The following is a 20892-nucleotide window of genomic DNA, read 5'->3' as shown; positions in this document are numbered from 1 at the left end:
TTATGCCATCGTTGATGGTTTACAAATCAATGGGGAATAGGTCATATCTGGCGACTACTGATACAGCAAATGTAAAGGCAAGCCCGGGGGTGTTTGCAGTGATGCACGAGAAAACTAAGTGAGGCCTATACATGGTTAGCTTGTTTTTCAAAATCGTACCGCCAATGATCGTAATTATTAAAGCGATAATCAAGTACGTAAATCAGCGCCCGTAAGTTTAGTTTTTACCAAAGGCCCATAAAACGGGCCTTTTTTAACAAGTTTAATTATCACTTCATAAACTGGATTCTTGCTTGAAATCTCAAGCCAGACTATTTCCATTCAGTTAAAGGTCTGGTTCTTTGTTTAACCTCATAAAATTAAGCCGCTACTTGCGTCTGACCCATCTCAGGCAAGTTTGCCCTTTCCAAAGCCTCAGTGAATGGAGGCGGGACGGCGTTACCACAGCGCGCGACCTGCTTATCCTTCGCATACTTCACGCGGCGGCAATCCTGGTCAATGATGTACCACTCGGGGAAGCCCTGCGCCCGGTAAAGCTCATGCGGCTGTAGCATGCGCATTCCAATGTCGACAATGCGATATGTCACCCCGGCGATTTTCACCAGTCCGGTGCTATCTTCCCCGCAGTATTCCTGCAGGAACGCCAGCACCTGCTGCGCGCGCTCTTCGTCGTAGTCCTCGACCGCCAGAGTCGTTTTAACCTCCCCTACGTGCTGGCCGCCGGCAGTGATAGTCGGCATCAGCTCGTCAGTAGGCTGGCCGTCACGGCAAGTACCGCGCAGTTTAACCAGATGAGAAGCGACTAATGCGTGGTGATCGACAGTCGTTACTGAATGCGCTGGCTCATCCAGCCTCACGCCGGCGCGCTGATAATTTCCTCCGTAGTGTTTTGCCAGGAACGCACCAACTACGGCATGTTTCCCGCCACCAGCCACAACGGTTCCCAGCGGCTTATCCAGTCCTGGCACGCGAGGTGCCTGGCCTGGCCGTTCTCCGTATCCTATTTGAATGAGCGTCGGTACAACCCGCTGCGATTTACCGCCACCGCCCGCGGTGATTGTTGCGCTTGGTTCGTCGGCACGGTGTCCGATGCTGGCGCCGAACTGCCTGGCGATAACCGGAGCGACGACACAGGCGCGCGACTCTTTCAGGATTGTGTGGGCGGGCTTATCGATCGGGCGCGGTTTAGCCTGGTACTCGCTGCCGCCATTGCCAGCCAGGAACGGCGCCAGCTCTGCCTCAACAATACCCAGAGCGTGACCATTCCCGCCCGGGCGCCTGGACGTGCCGACGGTCACTGTCGGTAGCTACGTGAAAAATTGGGCCGTACCCTCATGCAAATTTAACAAAATTTAAAGATTTATTTTGGGGAAAAGTTTTGGAGAGATTTTGGAGAAGAAAAAATTGGATAAAAAACCGGGCGCTGCGCCCGGTCTTCTTATACTCGTCAAAACGCTCGGCTAGCTCAGCCCGCGGTTTTCCAGCATCGGTTCAATCTGCGGATCGTGTCCACGCCACTGGCGATAAAGTTCAGCTAAATCAGTGCTATTGCCGCGAGACAAAATCGCTTCCCGGAAGCGCTGGCCGTTTTCGCGGGTTAACCCCCCCTGCTCAACGAACCACTGGTAGCCGTCGTCCGCCAGCATCTGCGTCCACAGATAAGCGTAATAGCCTGCTGCGTAGCCGCCGCCGAAAATATGCGAGAAGTAGCTGCTGCGATAGCGTGGCGGCACCGCGGCAAGATCCATATCCTCCGCATGCAGGGACGCGGCTTCAAACGCATCCACGTCCTTGGGTAGCTTATCTACCGTCACGCTGTGCCAGCGCATATCCAACAGCGCTGCCGCGAGCAGTTCGCTCATATCGTAGCCTTTATTAAACTTAGCCGCGCGGAACATGCTGTCGCGCAGCGCTTCCGGCATGGCTTCCCCAGTTTGATGATGCCGCGCGTAGTGAGCAAACACCTGCGGCTCGCTGGCCCAGTGTTCATAAATCTGCGAAGGGAACTCAACAAAATCGCGCGGGGTATTGGTTCCTGACAGGCTGGCATACTTCTGGCTGGCGAACAGGCCGTGCAGGGTATGACCAAATTCGTGGAATAAAGTGATGACCTCATCCCAGGAAAGCAGCGCGCTGTGTCCTGCTTTGGGTTTCTGGTAATTACAGACGTTATAGATAACCGGGTGTTGCGCTCGCAGGGTCGATTGTTCGACAAACACGCCCATCCATGCCCCGCCGCTTTTGCTATCCCGCGAGAAGTAGTCGCCGTAGAACAGCGCGATCCCCTCACCGTTAGCGTCGATAATTTCCCATACCTGTACGTCAGGGTGATAAACCGGAATATCGAATCGTTCGATAAAGCGAATACCGAACAGCTGTGTCGCCGTCCAGAACACGCCATCACGCAGGACGCGGTCGAGGGCAAAATAGGGTTTTAACTGCGCTTCATCGATGGCAAATTTCTTCCTGCGCACCTGCTCGGCGTAATAGAGCCAGTCCCAGGCTGCCGCACGGAAATCTCCGCCTTCATTATCAATAACCTGCTGAATATCCGCCAGCTCCTGCTCGGCCCGAGCCCTTGCCGCCGGGGCGATTCGTCGCATAAAGGTAAACGCCTCCCCCGGCGCTCCCGCCATCTGATCGGCCATAGACCAGCTGGCAAAGTCGTCAGCGCCCAGCAGCTGCGCTTTACGCGCGCGAATTTCCGCCAGTCGCAGCACCAGCTCGCGGGTGTCATTCGTATCGCCCTTCTGATTACGCGTCCAGCCGGCCGCAAACAAATTTTCTCGCGTCTGTCTGTCCTGCAGCGAAAGCAGCGCGGGCTGCTGGGTGGTATTGAGTAAAGGCAGCAGCCAGCGACCGCTTAATCCCTTCTCCTGCGCGGCCTCTGCCGCTGCGCTAATCTCCTCGTCGCTAAGCCCCGCGAGCTGATGGACATCCTCCACCACCAGACCGCCAGATTTTACCGCCGCCAGCAGGCGCTGCTGAAACTGGCTTTGCAGCGCTGCCGCTTCGGTATTCAGCGCGCGAAGCGCCGCTTTTTGCTCATCCTCAAGCATCGCGCCCGCAAGGGTAAAACGTTGCCAGGTCACCTCCAGCAAACGCCGGGATTCGGCCTCCAGAGAGAGCGAATCGCGCTGCTCCCACACTCGCTTCACCCGCTGAAAAAGCGCATCGTTAAGCCAGATATCATTCGCCAGTTCCGCCAGCTCGGCGGAAAACTGCTCATCAAGCGCCTGAATGGTCGGGTTGGTCTCCGCTCCCGCCATCGCGAAAAAAACGTTCGTCACCCGAGCCAACAGCTGACCACTCTGCTCCAGGGCCTCCAGCGTATTGGCAAAATCAGCCGGCTGGGGATGATTAACGATAGCGGCAATCTCCGCGCGCTGGCGGCGAACGCCCTCGTCGAAGGCCGGACGGTAATGACTCACGTCAATCACATCGAAGCGCGGCGCCTGATAAGGCAGCAGGCTGACGCTGAAAAAAGGATTGTTCTCCGACATCTTCATCTCCTGAATACGATTATTCTGTAAGATTAGGCAACTCATTGATTGACCGCAATGATTACTCTGTTAACCGCCGCGATCGACCTCCTTTGTCCGATGATTTCCATTACCCGCCACCGGGATCGCGTGCTATGGTATGAAGACACAAAAAGCGTTGAGGAACAGTAAGATGATTATTCTGGTTACCGGAGCAACAGCGGGTTTTGGGGAAAGTATTACTCGCCGTTTTATCGCTAACGGTCACAAAGTGATTGCCACCGGGCGCCGCGAAGAGCGCCTGAAAACGTTGAAAGATGAGCTGGGCGACAACCTTTATACCGCCCAACTGGACGTACGCAATCGCGCAGCCATTGAAGAGACGATCGCCGGGCTGCCCGCCGAATGGCAGGCGATTGATATTCTGGTCAATAACGCCGGACTGGCGCTGGGTCTTGAGCCCGCGCATAAAGCCAGTCTTGAAGACTGGGAAGACATGATTGATACCAATAATAAAGGACTGGTTTATATGACCCGCGCCGTCCTGCCGGGGATGGTTGAACGTAACCGCGGCCATATTATCAATATTGGTTCGGTCGCCGGCGCCTGGCCTTACGCCGGCGGTAACGTCTACGGTGCGACCAAAGCTTTTGTGCGCCAGTTCAGCCTCAATCTTCGTACCGACCTTCACGGCACAGCCCTTCGCGTGACCGATATTGAACCCGGCCTGGTTGGCGGCACCGAGTTCTCCAACGTGCGTTTTAAAGGCGATGACGCTAAAGCCGAGAAAGCTTACGAAAATACCCAGGCCCTGACGCCGGAGGACGTAACCGAAGCGGTCTGGTGGGTCGCGACCCTGCCAAAACACGTCAACATCAACACCCTGGAACTCATGCCGGTCAGCCAAACCTTTGCCGGGCTGAACGTTCATCGCCAGGGCTAAGCTCTGTGACCCGGCCAGCAGGCCGGGTCTGGGCTGAAAGATAAAAAAAACGTAAAATAGCGCAAATACCTCATATAAAAGTAATTATCCATGGCCGCAGAAGCACAACTGAATCCGACACAGCCCGTCAATCAGCAAATTTATCGTATCCTTCGTCGGGATATCGTTCACTGTCTGATCCCACCAGGCACCCCACTTTCGGAGAAGGAAGTCTCCGTGCGCTTTGACGTTTCTCGTCAACCGGTTCGCGAAGCCTTTATTAAACTGGCCGAAAACGGTTTGATCCAGATCCGCCCGCAGCGCGGGAGCTACGTGAATAAGATCTCTCTTTCGCAGGTGCGCAACGGCTGTTTTGTCCGCCAGGCCATCGAATGCGCCGTGGTGCGGCGCGCCGCCGGGATGGTGAACGATGAACAGCTTTACCAGCTTGAGCAAAATCTCAATCAGCAGCGTATGGCGGTTGAACGCCAGCAGTTAACTGATTTTTTCCAGCTGGATGACGAATTTCACCAGAAGCTTTCGCAAATCGCCGACTGCCAGTTAGCCTGGGATACCGTCGAAAATATTAAAGCCACCATCGACCGGGTGCGCTATATGAGCCTCGATCATGTGACGCCTCCCGATATGATGCTGCGTCAGCATTACGATATTTTCCAGCCGCTGGTCGCCCGTGACCCGGACGCGGTGGAAAAAGCGATGAGCTTACATCTGCAAGAAATTAGCGAATCAGTGCTACTGGTACGTCAGGAAAATAGCGACTGGTTTAGCGAGGAATAAAATGCGTCGCGGCAGAATATACGGTCTGCCGCTCTGGATTTATTAAGAGGACTATCTGACCACCAGAACTGGTATTTTTGCGTGACGTAAAATCGACTCCGCGTTTGAACCAAGAAGATGAGTTGATATACCCGGTTTGCGGGAACCAATAACAATAACGTCAAATTCCTCATTGCTGCTCATGGCCAGGATTTCATCGCGCACGTTGCCAAATACCACTCTGGAATGAATCCGCCCGGCGGGTATCGAAAACAGACGGGATAAGGTCTTCATCTTTTTCTCTGACTCCTCGCGCATATAGGCTTCAAACTTACGGATATCGGCGGCAAAACCGCGTAAAATCGAGCTGCTGCTGTTCGGCAGAACGTTGAGCAGCGTAATTTCCCCTTCATCCGCTGATGCTAAAAACTCGGCATGGCGGACCGCCTTATCGCTTAAATCCATTTCAAAAACGTCTACAGGTAGCAAAATTTTTTTGTACATAGTCCGTTCTCCTTTTTTCTGAGGAAACTTAGTAAGTTAACTCATCATGCCATATTTACTGCAGCAGGAGAACGAATAATCACCCAGATAAATATTTAATTGATTAAAATAAATTCCACTTATTTATACTTAACTGTTGTTAAATAAAGTTATGTATATTCAACGATCTGGATCAAGGTTTATTCCAGACGGCAATATTTTCAGGCGGGAAAAGCGTTCACTGATAAAGCGCGATGGCAGTGCCGCCGGGATCGGCGGCACGCGGGCGAAATACATTAATTTGCCTTAGCCCAGGCCGCTACGGTAGCTTTTGCGCCGTGCGCTTGCAGCGATAAATAAGCGCGAACCACCGCGTTGACGAAACGGCTCTCCTTGGGCAGGCTCAAACCAAAAATAGCCTCAATGCCCAATAGCGCCCGCACGCGTTCTTCGCCGTCTTCGCTGTTCTGAACGGTTTGCGTAATCATCGGCAGCATAGGATCGGAGATTTCAATCGCCTGCCCCAGGTCATCCACCCCGCTCACATAGCGCATCCAGCCTGCGACGCCCATCGCCAACAGAGGAAAGTCGCCGCCATCCGCCAGGTGCCAGCGAATCGAATCCAGCATGCGCTGCGGCAGTTTCTGACTGCCGTCCATGGCGATCTGCCAGGTACGATGCTTCAGCGCCGAATTGCTATAGCGCTCGATCAGAAGCCCGGCATAGCGTGCCAAATCCACACCCTTCACGCTCAGCGTCGGCGCCTGTTCAGCCAGCATCAGCGTATGCGCGGCGCGGCGATAGTTTTCATCCTGCATGCAATCATTAATGTGCTGATAGCCAGCCAGATACCCCAAATAAGCCAGAAAAGAGTGGCTGCCGTTGAGCATGCGCAGCTTCATCTCTTCAAACGGCAGCACGTCCGACACCAGCTCGGCGCCGGCTTTTTCCCACTGCGGACGACCGGCAACAAAGTTGTCTTCAATGACCCACTGACGAAACGGTTCGCAGGCGACGCCGGCCGGATCGCGAACGCCGGTAAGCTGTTCAATTTTCTCCAGGGTATCGGCAGTGACTGCCGGAACGATGCGGTCAACCATCGTCGAAGGAAACGTGACGTTGCGCGTAATCCATTCGGCCAAATCGGCATCAACGGCGCGAGCGTAGGCGCAGACGACATTACGCATGACGTGGCCATTTTCCGGCATATTGTCGCAGGACATCACGCTGAAGCCAGGTAGCCCTGCCGCTTTGCGTCTAGCGAGGGCTTCTACCACTACGCCCGGCGCAGATTTTGGTTGCTGGGGATTTTGTAAATCGGCCACAATCAGCGGGTGATCCAACTGCAACTCGCCGGTGGCCGGAGAGTGGCAGTAGCCTTTTTCAGTAATGGTCAATGACACAATCGCGACCTGCGGCTCGCACATTTTTGCCAGCACGCTCTCCAGACCATCGACCTGGGCGTGCATCGCCTGCTTGACCACGCCAACAACGCGGGCGGTCCAGGCATCCGCCGACATTTCAGCGACGGTATAGAGTAAATCCTGCTCCTGGAGATCGGCGATCTGCTGCTCGCCGCCGATCAGGTTCACTTCGGTATAACCCCAGTCGCTGCCGTGTTCTGTCGCCAGAATATCGGCATATACCGCCTGGTGAGCGCAATGAAATGCGCCAAAGCCCAAATGAACGATGCGCGGAATAAGGCGGTTGCGATCGTATGCCGGCAACGTGGCGTTAGCTGTTAAAAGCATATTTTCCATGATGGCTCTCATATTTATGATTTTTCAATTCCCACGGTGGGTATGGATATAAACCATCTCACGCAATTGGTATGACATCTTTGATATTCATCAACTACCATACAAGAAGCTGGATGGGCTAGATTCTCGCAATAATCTCTGGCAAGAGAAGTAAAACTGCCGGGCTAAAAGCCCGGCAGTTTCCTGTTTACGGCTATCATCTTAAGGTGCGGACTTGATGCGTTTTAAATATATTGCCCGCTGCGGACACTTTTAGGCTTTGGCGCGCAGTCTGCGGCATCATTCAGCAGGCTCAGATCGCGGTCGCGGACTTCAGGCATCAGGAGGGCGGAAATTAAGCCAATAATGGAATAGCACACCAGCATAATCACAATCGGCATCCATGAACCGGTCATATTGCAGAAAATACCGGCCAGCACCGGACCAAATCCTACTGCCACGAGGCCACCCGCTTCTTTTGAAATTGCCATGCGGGTAAAGCGGTTACGCGAACCGAACATTTCCGCCATGGTAATATTTTCCAGCGCAAACAGCCCTAACACCGCGATATTATGAATGACGATCAATGACGCCATAATAGTGCTCGCGCTGTAACTTTTATCCACAATAATCGACAGCATCGGCCAGGCCAGAATAATGGCTGAAATATTGACAATAATATATGGTGTGCGACGCCCCACCTTATCTGACAGCCATCCGAGGAATGGAATAGTAATAAAGCCAATAATAGAGCTGATCATTAACGCATCAGTAGGGATAGCCTTATCAAAGAGTAAGGTTTGCACCAGATAGCCCGCGAGGAACGTTTGCAATAACCCTGAATTTCCGGCCTGTCCGAAGCGCAGACCCGTCGCCAGCCAGAAGGACTTACTTTTCAGCATGGCGCTAAAGGAGCCTTCCTGCGTTGCCATCTCTTTCTGCAGGCCGCTGTCTTCGCTAACCTGCTCAAAGACCGGGCTCTCTTTCAGATTAAGACGCAGCCAGATGGCAAAAATCATCACCACTACGCTGGCCAGGAACGGGATTCGCCATCCCCACGCGACCAGCTGCTCGCGATCCAGCACGAAGAACATCACCGCCCAGATAGCCGTGGCGCTTAAGGTGCCGCAGTTGGTGCCCATTGCCACCAGTGAAGAGATGATCCCGCGCTTCCCTTTTGGCGCATATTCCGCCAGCATGGTACCGGCACCTGATATTTCTGCGCCTGCGCCTAGCCCCTGAATAATACGTAAGGTTACCAGCAACACCGGCGCTAAAATACCGACCTGAGCATAGGTTGGCAGTACGCCAATGAGGGTCGTACAGATCCCCATCATGGTGATGGTAATAAACAGGACCTTTTTGCGCCCAATACTGTCGCCCATTTTACCAAAAATAAAGGCGCCGACAATTCGCGCAATATATCCCGCGCCGTAGGTGCCCATTGCCAGAATCAAGGCCATCGCGGCGGATTGTTCCGGGAAAAATATCTCATGAAAAACCAGCGCTGCCCCGAGGGAATAGAGCTGGAAATCCATAAACTCCAGTGCAGTGCCTAACCAACCAGATACGGCTGCACGAATGAGATCGGAAGTGGTTCTCTCATTTTTTACGGTAGTCATAATGATTATCTCTAATTGTAGAATACAGAGTCCGCACCTGTTGTTATTAGCTGAAAGTTAATAAAACCTTACAGCACCGTTTCCTGTCATTTTCAAAAAGCTCCAGCGCATCGATAACCTGTTGATACGCAAATTGGTGAGTAATCAGCTCCTCCGGATTAATTAAACCTTGTTCCAGCCATTTGATGACGACCGGGAATTTATTAGCGTTAAGACGCGAGGAGAAAATAGAGAGCTCTTTCCCGGTAATCCCCTGCTGCGCAACCTGGGAAGGCTCCGTCGAGAATCCCATCAATACAATTCTCGCGGCCGGAGAGGCCAGATTGACCGCCTCCTGGAGAATAGCGGGATGACAGGCGGCATCGATAATCAGCGTCGGCAGTATCCCCTTCGCCTTCAACGTTTCCGCCAGAGGCTCATCGCTGTTGTTAATCACCCAGTCCGCGCCGTTACGCTGCGCCATCTGCAGGCGTTCATCAATGCGGTCGACAACGATAACCTGCTTAACGCGATACACCCGCTTCAGCACCTGAATCGTCGTCAGGCCCATCGGTCCGGCGCCGTAGACCAGCGCGATATCCTTGTCGGTAGGCGAAACGTGGCCGGTCACGTTAGCTGCGATGGTAAAGGGCTCAATCATCACCGCGTGGCTATCCGAAACGTTGTCCGGAACCCGCCAGGCATTTTTCGCCGGCACCACCGCGTACTCGCTAAAGCCGCCGTCGCGATGCACGCCTAGCACCACCAGCGAGGTACAGACGTTCGGCTTGCCCACCGAGCAAGGGTAGCAATGACCGCAGCTAATGACCGGATCAACGCTAACCCGCTGGCCCACGGCTTTGTCGGTCACCCCTTCGCCGATGGCGTCGATGACGCCAAAAAATTCATGGCCAATGACGCGCGGGTATTTGGCAAACGGATTATGGCCGCGATAAATATGGCTATCGGAACCGCATATTCCCGCCAGCTTAATTTTTACCCGTACTTCGCCCGCGGCAGGTTGCGGAATCGGCCGCTCTTCAATCACCAGTTCATTGGGCTGACGAATCACAATACTTTTCATTTTGGCTTCCTTCTTACCAGTTCCACAACGTGCCGTCTTCCAGACGCGCTACAGGCAAATAGGCCGGTTCATAGGGGTATTTCGCGGCCAGTTTTTCATCGAACTCAATGCCCAGCCCCGGTTTTTCCCCTGGATGCATATAGCCGTTATCAAACGTCCAGCTGTGCGGGAAGACTTCCAGCATCTGTTCGGAATAGCCCATATATTCCTGGACGCCAAAATTCGGTACCCAGAGGTCGAAGTGCAGCGCGGCCGCCATGCAGACCGGAGACAGATCGGACGGCCCGTGCGAGCCGGTGCGTACCTGGTAAAGCGAGGCAAAATCGGCGATCCGGCGCATCCCCGTAATCCCGCCCGCGTGGGTAATGGTGGTGCGGATATAGTCAATCAGCTGCTCTTCAATCAGCTGTTTACAGTCCCAAATGCTGTTGAAGACTTCTCCGACGGCAATCGGCGTGACGGTATGCTGGCGAATTAACCGGAAGCACTCCTGATTCTCCGCCGGGGTCGGATCCTCCATCCAGAACAGGCGGTAATCTTCGATACTCTTGCCAAAACGCGCCGCCTCAATCGGCGTCAGGCGATGATGCATGTCGTGCAGCAGATGCTCGTTAAAGCCGAATTTTTCGCGTACGGCGGCAAAAAGCTGTGGCGTAAAATCGAGATACTTCTCGGTAGACCACAGTTGTTCTTCCGGCCATTGGCCTTTGGTTGCTGGCTCGTAGGCCTGACCCTTACCTTTCGCCATCCCGTAGGTGGTTTTCATCCCCGGCACGCCGCACTGAACGCGAATCGCTTTAAACCCCATCTCTTTATGGCGAGCGTAGTCGTCCAGTACTTCATCGATGGAATGACCCGTAGTGTGGCAGTAAACCATCACCCCTTCCCGCGAAGCCCCGCCCAGCAGCTGATAAAGCGGCATGCCTGCGGCTTTCGCCTTGATATCCCAGAGCGCCATATCGATGGCGGAAATCGCCGACATCGTTACCGGACCACGACGCCAGTAAGCGCCCTTGTAGAAAAACTGCCAGATATCCTCAATGCGATGCGCATCGCGACCAATCAGTTGCGGACAGAGGTGATCCCGCAGATAGGATGCGACGGACAGCTCGCGACCATTTAGCGTCGCGTCACCCAGACCGACAATACCGTCATCGGTGGTGACTTTAAGGGTGACGAAGTTGCGCCCCGGACAGGTGACGAAAACTTCAGCGGCAACGATCTTCATTTCTCATTCCTTACTTCTATGCGGTTAGTGGGTGAAATTAAATCACCAGACCTACTACCATACAAGTATGACTATTGAAAAAGACGCGACGGATCACACTATCTCACCGGACAGAGAGGAGGAATAAACCGCGAACGTGAATGCGAATGCCCTGCAGCAAAGGGGGTGCTGGCGCCGCCTATCCCGACGCCATGAAGTAAAAAAGGTCTATGCGCGTCCCCAGCCGGCTACGATAGTCAGCATGCCGCATAGCGCAACCAGCGCGCCGGCCCAATCATAGTGGCTGAGTTTGACGCCATCAACAAAGCGCAGCCACAGCAGCGCGGTACAGACATATACCCCACCGTAAGCGGCATAAACCCGTCCGCTTGCCTCGGGGTGCAGCGTCAGAAGCCAGACAAAAAGCGCCAGCGCCAGGGCCGTCGGCATCAGCAGCCAGGGCGTCGCCCCGCGTTTTAACCAAAGCCAGGGTAAATAGCAGCCAATGATTTCGCACAGGGCAGTAGCAAAGAAAAGCAGCGTGGTTTTTAACATGTAAAGCATCGTGGGTTGAGCAAGCGTTAACGCATTCTACGCAATAATGGCCGTCGTTTACTCCGTTTTGTCGGGTATGCCGTCGAAAGGAGATGTAGTAAACTTAATCCGAGGGAATCACTTAAAGGAAATCGTGATGAACACAACACTGAATAAACGCTGGTGCCTGACCGCTCTGCTGGCGCTAAGTGCGATGGTCTTTACCGCCTCGTCATTCGCCAAAACCGACAAGCTGGTGATTGAGTCCGGCGACAGCGCCCAGAGCCGCCAGCAGGCCGCTATGGAAAAAGAGCAGTGGAACGACACCCGCTCTTTACGCCAGAAGGTCAATACCCGCGCCGAAAAAGAGTGGGATAAAGCCGACGTGGCTTTTGACGCCCAGGATAACTGCCAGAAGAGCGCGAACGTCAACGCCTACTGGGAACCTAACACCCTGCGCTGCCTTGATCGTCGCACCGGCCGCACCATTACTCCGTAATGTATGGCGCCTGCGGGCGCCACAATCTACAAAGCTCCACAATCACTCACAGGTATTTCCATGACTGACGCATCTCACGTCAAACTCCGTCCGCTTGAGCGCGAAGACCTGCGCTTTGTCCACCAGCTCGACAACAATGCCAGCGTTATGCGCTACTGGTTTGAAGAACCCTATGAAGCCTTTGTCGAACTGTCCGACCTGTACGACAAACACATTCACGATCAGAGCGAACGCCGCTTTGTCATTGAATGCGCTGGCGAAAAGGCCGGACTGGTGGAACTGGTTGAAATCAACCATGTGCACCGCCGCGCTGAGTTTCAGATTATTATCTCGCCTGATTATCAGGGTAAAGGCCTGGCCACCCGCGCCGCGAAGCTCGCGATGGACTACGGTTTTATGGTGCTCAACCTTTATAAGCTGTACCTTATCGTCGATAAAGAAAATGAAAAGGCAATCCACATCTACCGCAAGCTCGGATTTATGGTGGAAGGCGAGCTGATTCATGAATTCTTTATTAACGGCGAATACCGCAATACCATCCGCATGTGCCTGTTCCAGCACCAGTATCTGGCCGAGCATAAACCGCAGGGCCAGACGCTACTGAAACCGACTGCTCAGTAATAGTCAATGGTGCTTTTGATGGTGTAGTGGCGGGTTAGTGAAGGCTGCACGCTGTCGTCGACAACCTTAAGCTCGCAGCTTACCGGGTTATCGTGACTGTCGTAATCGCAGGTCTGGCTGACGTTGCCCAGCGTACGGTCATTGAAGGTGCTCACTGCGGTATAGTCCAATTTTTTGCGCGGATCGGATGATGGCGTTGAGGCCACCGTAAAGCGTTCACCTTTGGCCGTCGTCGTTTTGCCCAGCGGGTAACCTTCATTGTCGTAACGATATGTCGCGGTGCTCTCTTTGCCGCGAGCGGTGACGACGAACCCGTGCTCATCGGTTTCCCACGACACGCCTGCCGAGGGCATTTCCGCCAGCTGGCATTTGCCCTGCACACGCAGGCGCTTTTCGTGGCTTTGCGCATCCAGGTAATAATTCGCGTCCAGCACCAGCGCCGCGCCGGTTTTGTTCTCCAGATCCTCAAACGCCAGCAGGTCGAAGCACCCTTCACTGGACAAACGCCCTTTGACCCACTTCACCACCTGGTCATGTTCGTCATACAGCGTCTGGCTAAACGCTTTTACCGGCCCGCGCAGCGGATCGAACTCAAATTCGTTAGAAAAGCTGGCCATTTCCGGGGTGAAGGCCTGCGGCGCGCCCTTTTCATCGCAGGCGCCAAGCGCCCCAACCACCAACAGCAGCAAAAACCGTTTTTTCACGCGCGATTCCTTTTGTGCATAGTGCAATCATATTAGCAAATACAATTGTTTACACCACTTCTGCTATGCTTAACTTTGGATAACGTTAATAAGGAGTTTATGATGAAACTATCACCCTGGCTATGTGCGGCTCTGCTGCTGGGTTCGACTGCTGCTTTCGCGGCGCCGGATTCCTGCGAGCGGGTAAAAAGCGATATTCAGCAGAAAATCATCAACAACGGCGTCCCGGAATCGGGCTTCAGCCTGACCATTGTCCCCAACGACCAGCCCGATCAGCCCGGCGCGCAGGTTGTCGGCCACTGCGCCAACGACACCTTTAAAATCATCTACACCCGCGACAGCGGCGCACAATAACCTCGCCGCATGACTGGAGAAGTCTTATCCCTCGGTTGACCAGGGATAAGATCTCTCTACTCCATTTTAAGTATGATCCCTCACTCTCCACGCCGACCTTACGAAGGCGTTGGCATTACGCCATTATAACAAAATCATGGAGTGAGCAATGTCTAACCAGGAACATACCGGCGGTCTTAGCCGTCGAACCCTAATTAAATCATCCGCCCTCGGCTCGCTGGCTCTCGCGGCCGGCGGTTTATTCCTGCCTTTCAGCCTTCGCCGCGCCGCCGCCGCCGTACAAGAAGCGACGCACGGCGAGGAACGGATCGTCTGGGGCGCCTGTTCGGTCAACTGCGGCAGCCGCTGCGCTCTGCGTTCACACGTTCGCGATGACGAAGTGGTCTGGGTCGAAACCGACAACACCGGCACAGACAACTATGGCGATCACCAGGTGCGCGCCTGCCTGCGCGGACGTTCTATTCGTCGTCGTATTAACCATCCTGATCGCCTTAACTACCCGATGAAACGCGTCGGCAAACGCGGGGAAGGCAAGTTCGAACGTATCAGTTGGGACGAGGCGCTGGACGCCATCGCCGCCAGCCTGAAAAGCGTGGTGGCAAAATACGGCAACGAAGCGGTCTACATTAACTACTCTTCCGGGATTGTCGGCGGCAATATCACCCGCTCCTCCCCTTACGCCTCGCTGGTGGCGCGTCTGATGAACTGCTATGGCGGTTTTTTAAGCCACTACGGTACCTACAGTACGGCGCAGATTTCCTGCGCGATGCCCTATACCTACGGCAGCAACGACGGCAACAGCACCTCCGATATTGAAAACAGCAAACTGGTGGTGATGTTCGGCAATAACCCAGCGGAAACGCGCATGAGCGGCGGCGGGATCACCTACTATCTCGAACAGGCGCGCGAGCGCTCTAACGCGCGGATGATCATTATCGACCCGCGCTATACCGACACCGCCGCCGGGCGGGAGGACGAATGGATCCCGATTCGTCCGGGTACGGATGCGGCGCTGGTGGCCGGAATCGCCTGGGTTTTAATCGACGAAAACCTGGTTGACCAGCCGTTCCTTGATACCTACTGCGTCGGCTACGACGAAAAAACGCTGCCGGAAGGAGCCCCGGCCAACGGACATTACAAAGCGTATATTCTCGGCCAGGGCGACGATGCCACCGCCAAAACGCCCCAGTGGGCGTCGCGCGTCACCGGCATTCCGGCGGATCGCATCATTAAGCTTGCGCGTGAGATTGGCGCCGCAAAACCGGCCTACATCTGCCAGGGGTGGGGACCGCAGCGCCAGGCTAACGGCGAACTGACCTCCCGGGCAATCGCCATGCTGCCTATTTTGACCGGTAACGTGGGGATTAACGGCGGCAACAGCGGCGCGCGCGAATCAACTTACACCATCACTATCGAACGCATGCCGCTGCCGGAAAATCCGGTGAAAACGCAGATCTCCTGCTTCAGCTGGACCGACGCCATCGATCGCGGTGCGGAAATGACCGCGACCCGCGACGGCGTGCGTGGCAAAGAGAAGCTGGATGTGCCGATTAAATTCATCTGGAACTACGCCGGCAGCACCATCATCAACCAGCACTCCGATATCAATAAAACCCACGATATCCTGCAGGACGAAAGCAAGTGCGAGACGATCGTGGTTATCGACAACTTTATGACCTCATCAGCCAAATACGCCGATATTCTGCTGCCGGACCTGATGACCGTCGAGCAGGAAGATATTATTCCCAATGACTACGCCGGCAATATGGGCTATCTCATCTTTATTCAGCCGGTCACCTCCGCTAAATTTGAGCGCAAACCGATCTACTGGATCCTCAGCGAAGTCGCAAAGCGCCTTGGCGAGGATATCCACCAGAAGTTTACCGAAGGCCGCACCCAGGAGCAGTGGCTGCAGCATTTGTACGCGAAAATGCTGGCGAAAGACCCGGCGCTCCCGAGCTACGATGAACTGAAAAAGATGGGGATTTATAAGCGTAAAGACCCCAACGGTCACTTTGTGGCCTACCGCGACTTCCGCAAAGACCCGGTCGCCAATCCGCTAAAAACCCCGTCGGGTAAAATCGAGATCTACTCCAGCCGTCTGGCGGATATCGCCGGCAAATGGCAGTTGGAAAAGGACGAAACCATCAGTCCATTACCGGTATACGCGTCTACTTTCGAAGGGTGGGACGATCCACTGCGTGAGAAATTCCCGCTGCAAATGTTCGGCTTCCACTACAAGGCGCGCACCCACTCCAGCTACGGCAACATTGATGTGTTACAGGCCGCCTGCCGCCAGGAGGTATGGCTTAACCCGCTGGATGCCGAGAAGCGCGGGATTAAAAATGGCGATATGGTGCGCGTATTCAACGCCCGCGGCGAACTGCGCATTCCGGCTAAGGTGACCCCGCGCATCATGCCCGGCGTATCGGCGATGGGCCAGGGCGCCTGGCATGACGCCAATATGGACGGCGATCGCGTCGATCGCGGCTCCTGTATTAATACCCTGACGACGCATCGTCCTTCGCCGCTGGCGAAAGGCAATCCCCAGCACACCAATCTGGTCGAAATCGAGAAGGTTTAAGGAGTAAACCATGAGCGCTCAGTATGGATTTTTTATCGATTCCGCCCGCTGCACAGGCTGTAAGACCTGCGAGCTGGCCTGTAAGGATTATAAAAACTTAACGCCTGACGTCAGCTTTCGCCGCATTTACGAATACGCGGGCGGCGGCTGGCAGGAAGATAACGGCGTGTGGAATCAAAACGTTTTTGCCTATTACCTTTCCATCGCCTGTAACCACTGCGAAGATCCGGCCTGTACTAAAGTGTGCCCCAGCGGCGCCATGCACAAGCGCGATGACGGCTTTGTGGTGGTGAACGAAGAGGTATGCATCGGCTGTCGCTACTGCCATATGGCCTGTCCGTACGGCGCGCCGCAGTACAACGCGGCAAAGGGCCACATGACCAAATGCGACGGCTGCTACGACCGGGTTGCTAACGGTAAAAAACCGATTTGCGTCGAATCCTGCCCGCTGCGGGCGCTCGACTTTGGCCCCATCGAAGAGCTGCGCGAAAAGCATGGTCAGCTTGCCGCCGTCGCGCCGCTACCGTCCGCGCACTTCACGAAGCCGAGCATTGTGATTAAACCTAACGCCAACAGCCGTCCGACGGGTGATACCATCGGCTATCTGGCCAACCCGAAGGAGGTGTAACGTGGGAAATGGATGGCATGAATGGCCGCTGGTGCTGTTTACGGTGCTGGGGCAAAGCGTTGCAGGGGCGATTATCGTCAGCGGACTAGGCTGGCTTTCGCTGAATAACAATTCCGAAGCCCGGGAGCGCCTGGTGCGCGGCATGTTTTTTATCTGGCTGGTGATGGGGATTGGCTTTCTGGCGTCAATCATCCACCTTGGCTCACCGCTGCGGGCGTTTAACTCGCTTAACCGGCTAGGAGCATCGGCATTAAGCAATGAAATTGCCAGCGGCGCGCTGTTTTTCGCCGTTGGGGGTTTCTGGTGGCTGCTGACGATTCTCGGCAAAATGCCGAGAATGCTGGCCAAAGCCTGGCTCCTGCTCACTATGCTGCTCGGTTGCCTGTTCGTCCTTGAGATGAGCCTGGTCTATCAAATTGATACCGTGCCGACCTGGTATAATGCCTACACCACCGCCGCCTTCTTTCTGACGATGGTGCTGTGCGGGCCGCTTTTCGCCGCCCTGCTGCTGCGGGTAGCCAACGTGCCTTTTAACGGCACCGTCTTCGCGTCGATGAGCGTCCTTGCGCTGCTGGCAAGCCTGGCGGTGGTCATTTTGCAGAACAGCGAACTGGCGGAGATCCGCAGCTCCGTGCAGCAGGCCAGCGCCCTACTGCCAAACTATGGCTGGCTACAAATCCTGCGTTTAGCATTTTTGACGTTGGGCCTTGGCTGCTGGATCTGCCCGCTGGCAAGAAAGAAAAACCCGCGCATCGCCAGCCTGCTGCTCGGACTGATCCTGGTATTACTCGGCGAGTTTATCGGTCGCGGCCTGTTTTATGGCCTACATATGACCGTCGGTACGGCGATTGCCGGTTAATCAACGGGTGCCGCGGCACCCTCTGCTGTAAGGAAAAGGTATGCTGCAAGCGCAAGACCGCGACGCCGTCGCACTCAGCGCCCGTACGCTGGGCGCGCTGTTTTCTTTTGCTCCGAATAGCGAGCAGGTGGCTCCTCTGATCGCAGCCCTGCGCGACGGCAGTTGGCAGAGCCAGTGGCCCTGGCCGGTCGCGGACGGCCTGGCGGCGCAGTTCGCTATCGAAGACGATGAACCGCTGGCGGAAGCCTGGCAGAGGCTGTTCATCGGCCCGTGGGCGCTGCCCGCGCCGCCGTGGGGCTCCGTCTGGCTGGACAAAGAAAGCGTGCTGTTCGGCGACTCGACGCTGGCGCTGCGCGAGTGGATGCGGGCCACCGGTATCAGTCTGTCTGAGCGACGCGCCGAGCCGGAAGACCACTTCGGTACGCTGCTGCTGCTGGCGGCCTGGCTTTGTGAATCCGGTCAGGATGAGGCATTTAACCAGCTGCTGGCCTGGCATCTTCTCCCGTGGTCGGGGCGCTTTCTGAGCGTGTTTATCTCTGGGGCGGAAAACCCTTTTTATCAGGCTCTGGGCCAGCTGACGCAAGAGACGCTGACGTACTGGCAGGCGCAGCTGCCCTGCGCGGTCGCCGATAAACCGCTCTACCGTTAACCCCTGCGCTATGCCCGTCCGGCGGGCATAGCGCAGGTGACAACGTCACTTTCTCTCCCTTTCGCACTTATCGCTTTTGCGTCTATGCTTATTCCCGGTAAAAATAAGCCATGTCCCGCGCTAATCGTATTTGCTGATGCATCGTCTTCACGCTTATCCTGATATTCAGGTTATGTTTCGCCGCCTGCTGATTGCCATGCTGGTCGGCGTCTTCGCCGCGCTCGCGGTTGCCCTGTTTCGCCACGCGATGGCCGGTCTGGAAAGCCTGTTTCTGAGCAATGACAGTGGAAGCCTGGTCAACGCCGCTGAGTCGATGCCCGGCTGGCGTCGGTTATTGACGCCCGCGCTAGGCGGTTTTGCGGCTGGCACCCTGCTCTGGCTCTGGCAGCGGCGCACCAGTGCACGACCCCATGCGCCAACCGACTATATGGAAGCCCTCGAGACCGGCGACGGCGTGTTTGATACGCCCGCCAGCCTGGTAAAATCGCTGGCTTCCCTGCTGGTGGTGACCACCGGCAGCGCCATTGGCCGCGAGGGGGCGATGATCCTGCTGGCCGCGCTGGCCGCTTCTCTGTTCGCCCGCATCTTTACGCCCAAAGACGAGTGGAAGCTGTGGGTAGCCTGCGGCGCCGCCGCCGGGATGGCCAGCGCCTACCATGCTCCGCTGGCCGGCAGCCTGTTTATCGCCGAGATTTTATTCGGTACCCTGATGCTGGCTTCGCTTGGCCCGGTCGTGATTGCCGCGGTGGTCGCCCTGCTGCTGACCAATCTGCTGAACGGCGGTTCGGCTCCGCTGTATCACGTTGAATTTCACGAAACCCTTCGTGCGACGCACTATGCACTGATGCTGGCGACGGCTCTGCTGGCCGGGCTTTGCGGGCCGCTGTTTATCTGGCTGATGGGCTATAGCCATGGCTGCTTTGTCCGGCTGCGCCTGTCGCCCCCCTTGCAGCTGGCGCTCGGTGGCCTCGTTGTCGGTCTGCTGTCGCTGATCGCGCCGGCCGTCTGGGGGAATGGCTATAGCGTTGTGCAGCGCTATCTCCTGTCGCCGCCGCTGTTGAGCGCAATACTTACGGTGTTTGTCTGCAAGCTGCTTGCGGTACTCGCCAGCAGCGGCTCCGGGGCGCCGGGCGGCGTATTTACGCCAACGCTATTTGTTGGGCTGGGGATCGGTATGCTGTTCGCCAGCCTGACCGGGCTGTGGCTGCCTGATGGCCAGGCGATCGCGATAATGATTGGCTTAACCGGGATGGCGGCGTTTCTGGCGGCCACCACCCATGCGCCGATTATGTCAACGCTGATGATTTGTGAAATGACCGGACAGTACGTTTTACTGCCCGGTTTACTGATTGCCAGCGTGCTGGCATCGGTGCTATCGCGGACGCTACGCCGAGATTCTATCTACCGCCATCATCTCCCCGAGCATCGATAAGTCGATATACTGGCTTAATTCGCGCTGTTCCGCGCGCGGCAAGTAAGGCAGTTCACCGATTAGCGGCGCCGGCAGCTTTTTGCTCAGTACGTCGATGATTTCAGCATAATGCGCCAGGCCCGGATTAATGCGGTTGGCCACCCAGCCTATAAGCGGCAGGCCGTCGTTTGCTATCGCCTGCGCGGTCAGCAGGGCGTGATTGATACAGCCCTCCTGAATCCCCACCACCATGAGCACCGGCAGCTGTTCCTGTACTACCCATTCCGAGAGCGGGCGCAGGTCGTTCATCAGGCTGCGCCAGCCGCCAGTACCTTCAACCACCACATGCTCAACCTGGCCGCTGAGGCGCTGGAGGCCATCCGACAGTAGGCCGTAGTTGATCGGGCAACTGTGCGCCACGCTGCTTTCATCTTCGCTTAACGCGATGGGATTGACAGCTTCATACGGTAACACCAGCGATGACACGCTCTGTAAGACCAGCGCATCTTTGTTCCGCAGTCCGTCCGGCGTCTCTTTACTGCCCTTCGCCACAGGCTTGTATCCGGCGACGCTTTTGCCGCAGGCAGCCAGTGCCTGCAACAGCGCACGGGAAACCACCGTCTTGCCGACGGCAGTGTCAGTACCTGTTATGAAGAAACGCTTAAACATCACTAACCCCACAGTTATGTTGATGAAATATACGGGAGAGAAATAATCAACTGTGGAAAAAGTCTACGCGATGCCGCCGGAAGCC

The 20892-nt window shown here is 55.5% G+C and carries 19 protein-coding genes and 1 pseudogene; 10 read left to right on the top strand and 10 right to left on the bottom strand.

All coding sequences use genetic code 11. The features are described from left to right. Positions 1-359: 359 nt before the first annotated feature. Together EGY08_RS29105 and dcp are read right to left on the bottom strand one after the other, a co-directional pair. A pseudogene (locus EGY08_RS29105) lies at positions 360-1307 on the bottom strand (DNA cytosine methyltransferase); the annotation flags it as partial. A gap of 153 nt (positions 1308-1460) precedes the next feature. Beyond that, a complete protein-coding gene (gene dcp, locus EGY08_RS29100) occupies positions 1461-3503 on the bottom strand; it encodes a peptidyl-dipeptidase Dcp (RefSeq protein ID WP_004119735.1) in 2043 nt (680 codons plus the stop codon). 172 nt (positions 3504-3675) lie between these two features. Here dcp and ydfG point away from each other — a divergent pair, with 172 nt between their 5' ends. After that, positions 3676-4425, top strand: coding sequence for a bifunctional NADP-dependent 3-hydroxy acid dehydrogenase/3-hydroxypropionate dehydrogenase YdfG (gene ydfG, locus EGY08_RS29095; RefSeq protein WP_004119732.1), 750 nt, complete (start codon positions 3676-3678; stop codon positions 4423-4425). Between the two features lie 90 nt (positions 4426-4515). Next, positions 4516-5202, top strand: coding sequence for a GntR family transcriptional regulator (locus tag EGY08_RS29090; protein WP_004119730.1), 687 nt, complete (start codon positions 4516-4518; stop codon positions 5200-5202). Between the two features lie 51 nt (positions 5203-5253). Here EGY08_RS29090 and EGY08_RS29085 read toward each other — a convergent pair whose 3' ends face one another. The 6 genes from EGY08_RS29085 to EGY08_RS29060 form a co-directional block, all read right to left on the bottom strand. Further along, entirely contained in the window at positions 5254-5685 is a 432-nt protein-coding gene (locus EGY08_RS29085; RefSeq protein WP_004119728.1) for a universal stress protein, read from the bottom strand. 275 nt (positions 5686-5960) lie between these two features. Beyond that, positions 5961-7424: a mannitol dehydrogenase family protein gene (locus tag EGY08_RS29080; RefSeq protein WP_123829307.1), complete on the bottom strand. Its 1464-nt coding sequence runs from the start codon at positions 7422-7424 to the stop codon at positions 5961-5963. 224 nt (positions 7425-7648) lie between these two features. Beyond that, the gene (locus tag EGY08_RS29075) at positions 7649-9025 is read right to left on the bottom strand and encodes an MFS transporter (RefSeq protein ID WP_004119720.1); all 1377 of its coding nucleotides are present in this window, start codon (positions 9023-9025) and stop codon (positions 7649-7651) included. Positions 9026-9071: 46 nt separating this feature from the next. Beyond that, complete coding sequence (locus EGY08_RS29070) at positions 9072-10088, bottom strand: Zn-dependent oxidoreductase (RefSeq protein ID WP_004119718.1); 1017 nt, start codon at positions 10086-10088, stop codon at positions 9072-9074. Positions 10089-10101: 13 nt separating this feature from the next. Next, a complete protein-coding gene (rspA, locus tag EGY08_RS29065; RefSeq protein WP_004119717.1) occupies positions 10102-11316 on the bottom strand; it encodes a starvation-sensing protein RspA in 1215 nt (404 codons plus the stop codon). Positions 11317-11523: 207 nt separating this feature from the next. Continuing rightward, entirely contained in the window at positions 11524-11850 is a 327-nt protein-coding gene (locus EGY08_RS29060) for a YnfA family protein (RefSeq protein ID WP_123829306.1), read from the bottom strand. A gap of 136 nt (positions 11851-11986) precedes the next feature. Between EGY08_RS29060 and EGY08_RS29055 the strand changes: the two genes are divergently transcribed. Continuing rightward, positions 11987-12328, top strand: a complete 342-nt coding sequence (locus EGY08_RS29055) for a DUF1283 family protein (protein ID WP_004135642.1) — start codon at positions 11987-11989, stop codon at positions 12326-12328. A gap of 60 nt (positions 12329-12388) precedes the next feature. After that, positions 12389-12949: a spermidine N1-acetyltransferase gene (speG, locus tag EGY08_RS29050; protein ID WP_004119712.1), complete on the top strand. Its 561-nt coding sequence runs from the start codon at positions 12389-12391 to the stop codon at positions 12947-12949. Here the strand turns inward: speG and EGY08_RS29045 are convergent. Beyond that, positions 12943-13653 carry a YnfC family lipoprotein gene (locus EGY08_RS29045; RefSeq protein ID WP_123829305.1) on the bottom strand — a complete coding sequence of 237 codons (711 nt, stop codon included), beginning with the start codon at positions 13651-13653 and terminating at the stop codon, positions 12943-12945. The genes speG and EGY08_RS29045 overlap by 7 nt on opposite strands. Before the next feature lie 102 nt (positions 13654-13755). Here EGY08_RS29045 and EGY08_RS29040 point away from each other — a divergent pair, with 102 nt between their 5' ends. From EGY08_RS29040 to clcB, 6 genes are all read left to right on the top strand, one after another. Further along, the gene (locus tag EGY08_RS29040) at positions 13756-14007 is read left to right on the top strand and encodes a DUF1161 domain-containing protein (RefSeq protein WP_004119709.1); all 252 of its coding nucleotides are present in this window, start codon (positions 13756-13758) and stop codon (positions 14005-14007) included. Between the two features lie 148 nt (positions 14008-14155). After that, positions 14156-16591, top strand: a complete 2436-nt coding sequence (ynfE, locus tag EGY08_RS29035) for a selenate/tellurate reductase subunit YnfE (protein WP_123829304.1) — start codon at positions 14156-14158, stop codon at positions 16589-16591. A gap of 10 nt (positions 16592-16601) precedes the next feature. Then, positions 16602-17219: a DMSO/selenate family reductase complex B subunit gene (locus EGY08_RS29030; RefSeq protein ID WP_123829303.1), complete on the top strand. Its 618-nt coding sequence runs from the start codon at positions 16602-16604 to the stop codon at positions 17217-17219. A 1-nt stretch (position 17220) separates the two neighbouring features. After that, positions 17221-18078, top strand: coding sequence for a DmsC/YnfH family molybdoenzyme membrane anchor subunit (locus EGY08_RS29025; protein ID WP_004119704.1), 858 nt, complete (start codon positions 17221-17223; stop codon positions 18076-18078). A gap of 40 nt (positions 18079-18118) precedes the next feature. Then, positions 18119-18727: a Tat proofreading chaperone DmsD gene (gene dmsD, locus EGY08_RS29020; protein WP_004119702.1), complete on the top strand. Its 609-nt coding sequence runs from the start codon at positions 18119-18121 to the stop codon at positions 18725-18727. A gap of 136 nt (positions 18728-18863) precedes the next feature. Beyond that, complete coding sequence (gene clcB, locus EGY08_RS29015; protein WP_050545206.1) at positions 18864-20159, top strand: voltage-gated ClC-type chloride channel ClcB; 1296 nt, start codon at positions 18864-18866, stop codon at positions 20157-20159. Here clcB and bioD read toward each other — a convergent pair. Further along, positions 20112-20807, bottom strand: a complete 696-nt coding sequence (bioD, locus tag EGY08_RS29010; RefSeq protein ID WP_004119700.1) for a dethiobiotin synthase — start codon at positions 20805-20807, stop codon at positions 20112-20114. The two genes, clcB and bioD, sit on opposite strands and share 48 nt — an antisense overlap. Positions 20808-20892: the final 85 nt, after the last annotated feature.

The organism is Klebsiella sp. FDAARGOS_511, assembly GCF_003812845.1.
In the GTDB taxonomy this organism is placed as follows: domain Bacteria; phylum Pseudomonadota; class Gammaproteobacteria; order Enterobacterales; family Enterobacteriaceae; genus Klebsiella; species Klebsiella grimontii.
Note: the sequence above shows the minus strand (reverse complement) of the source record. Positions and strands in the feature narration are given on the sequence as shown.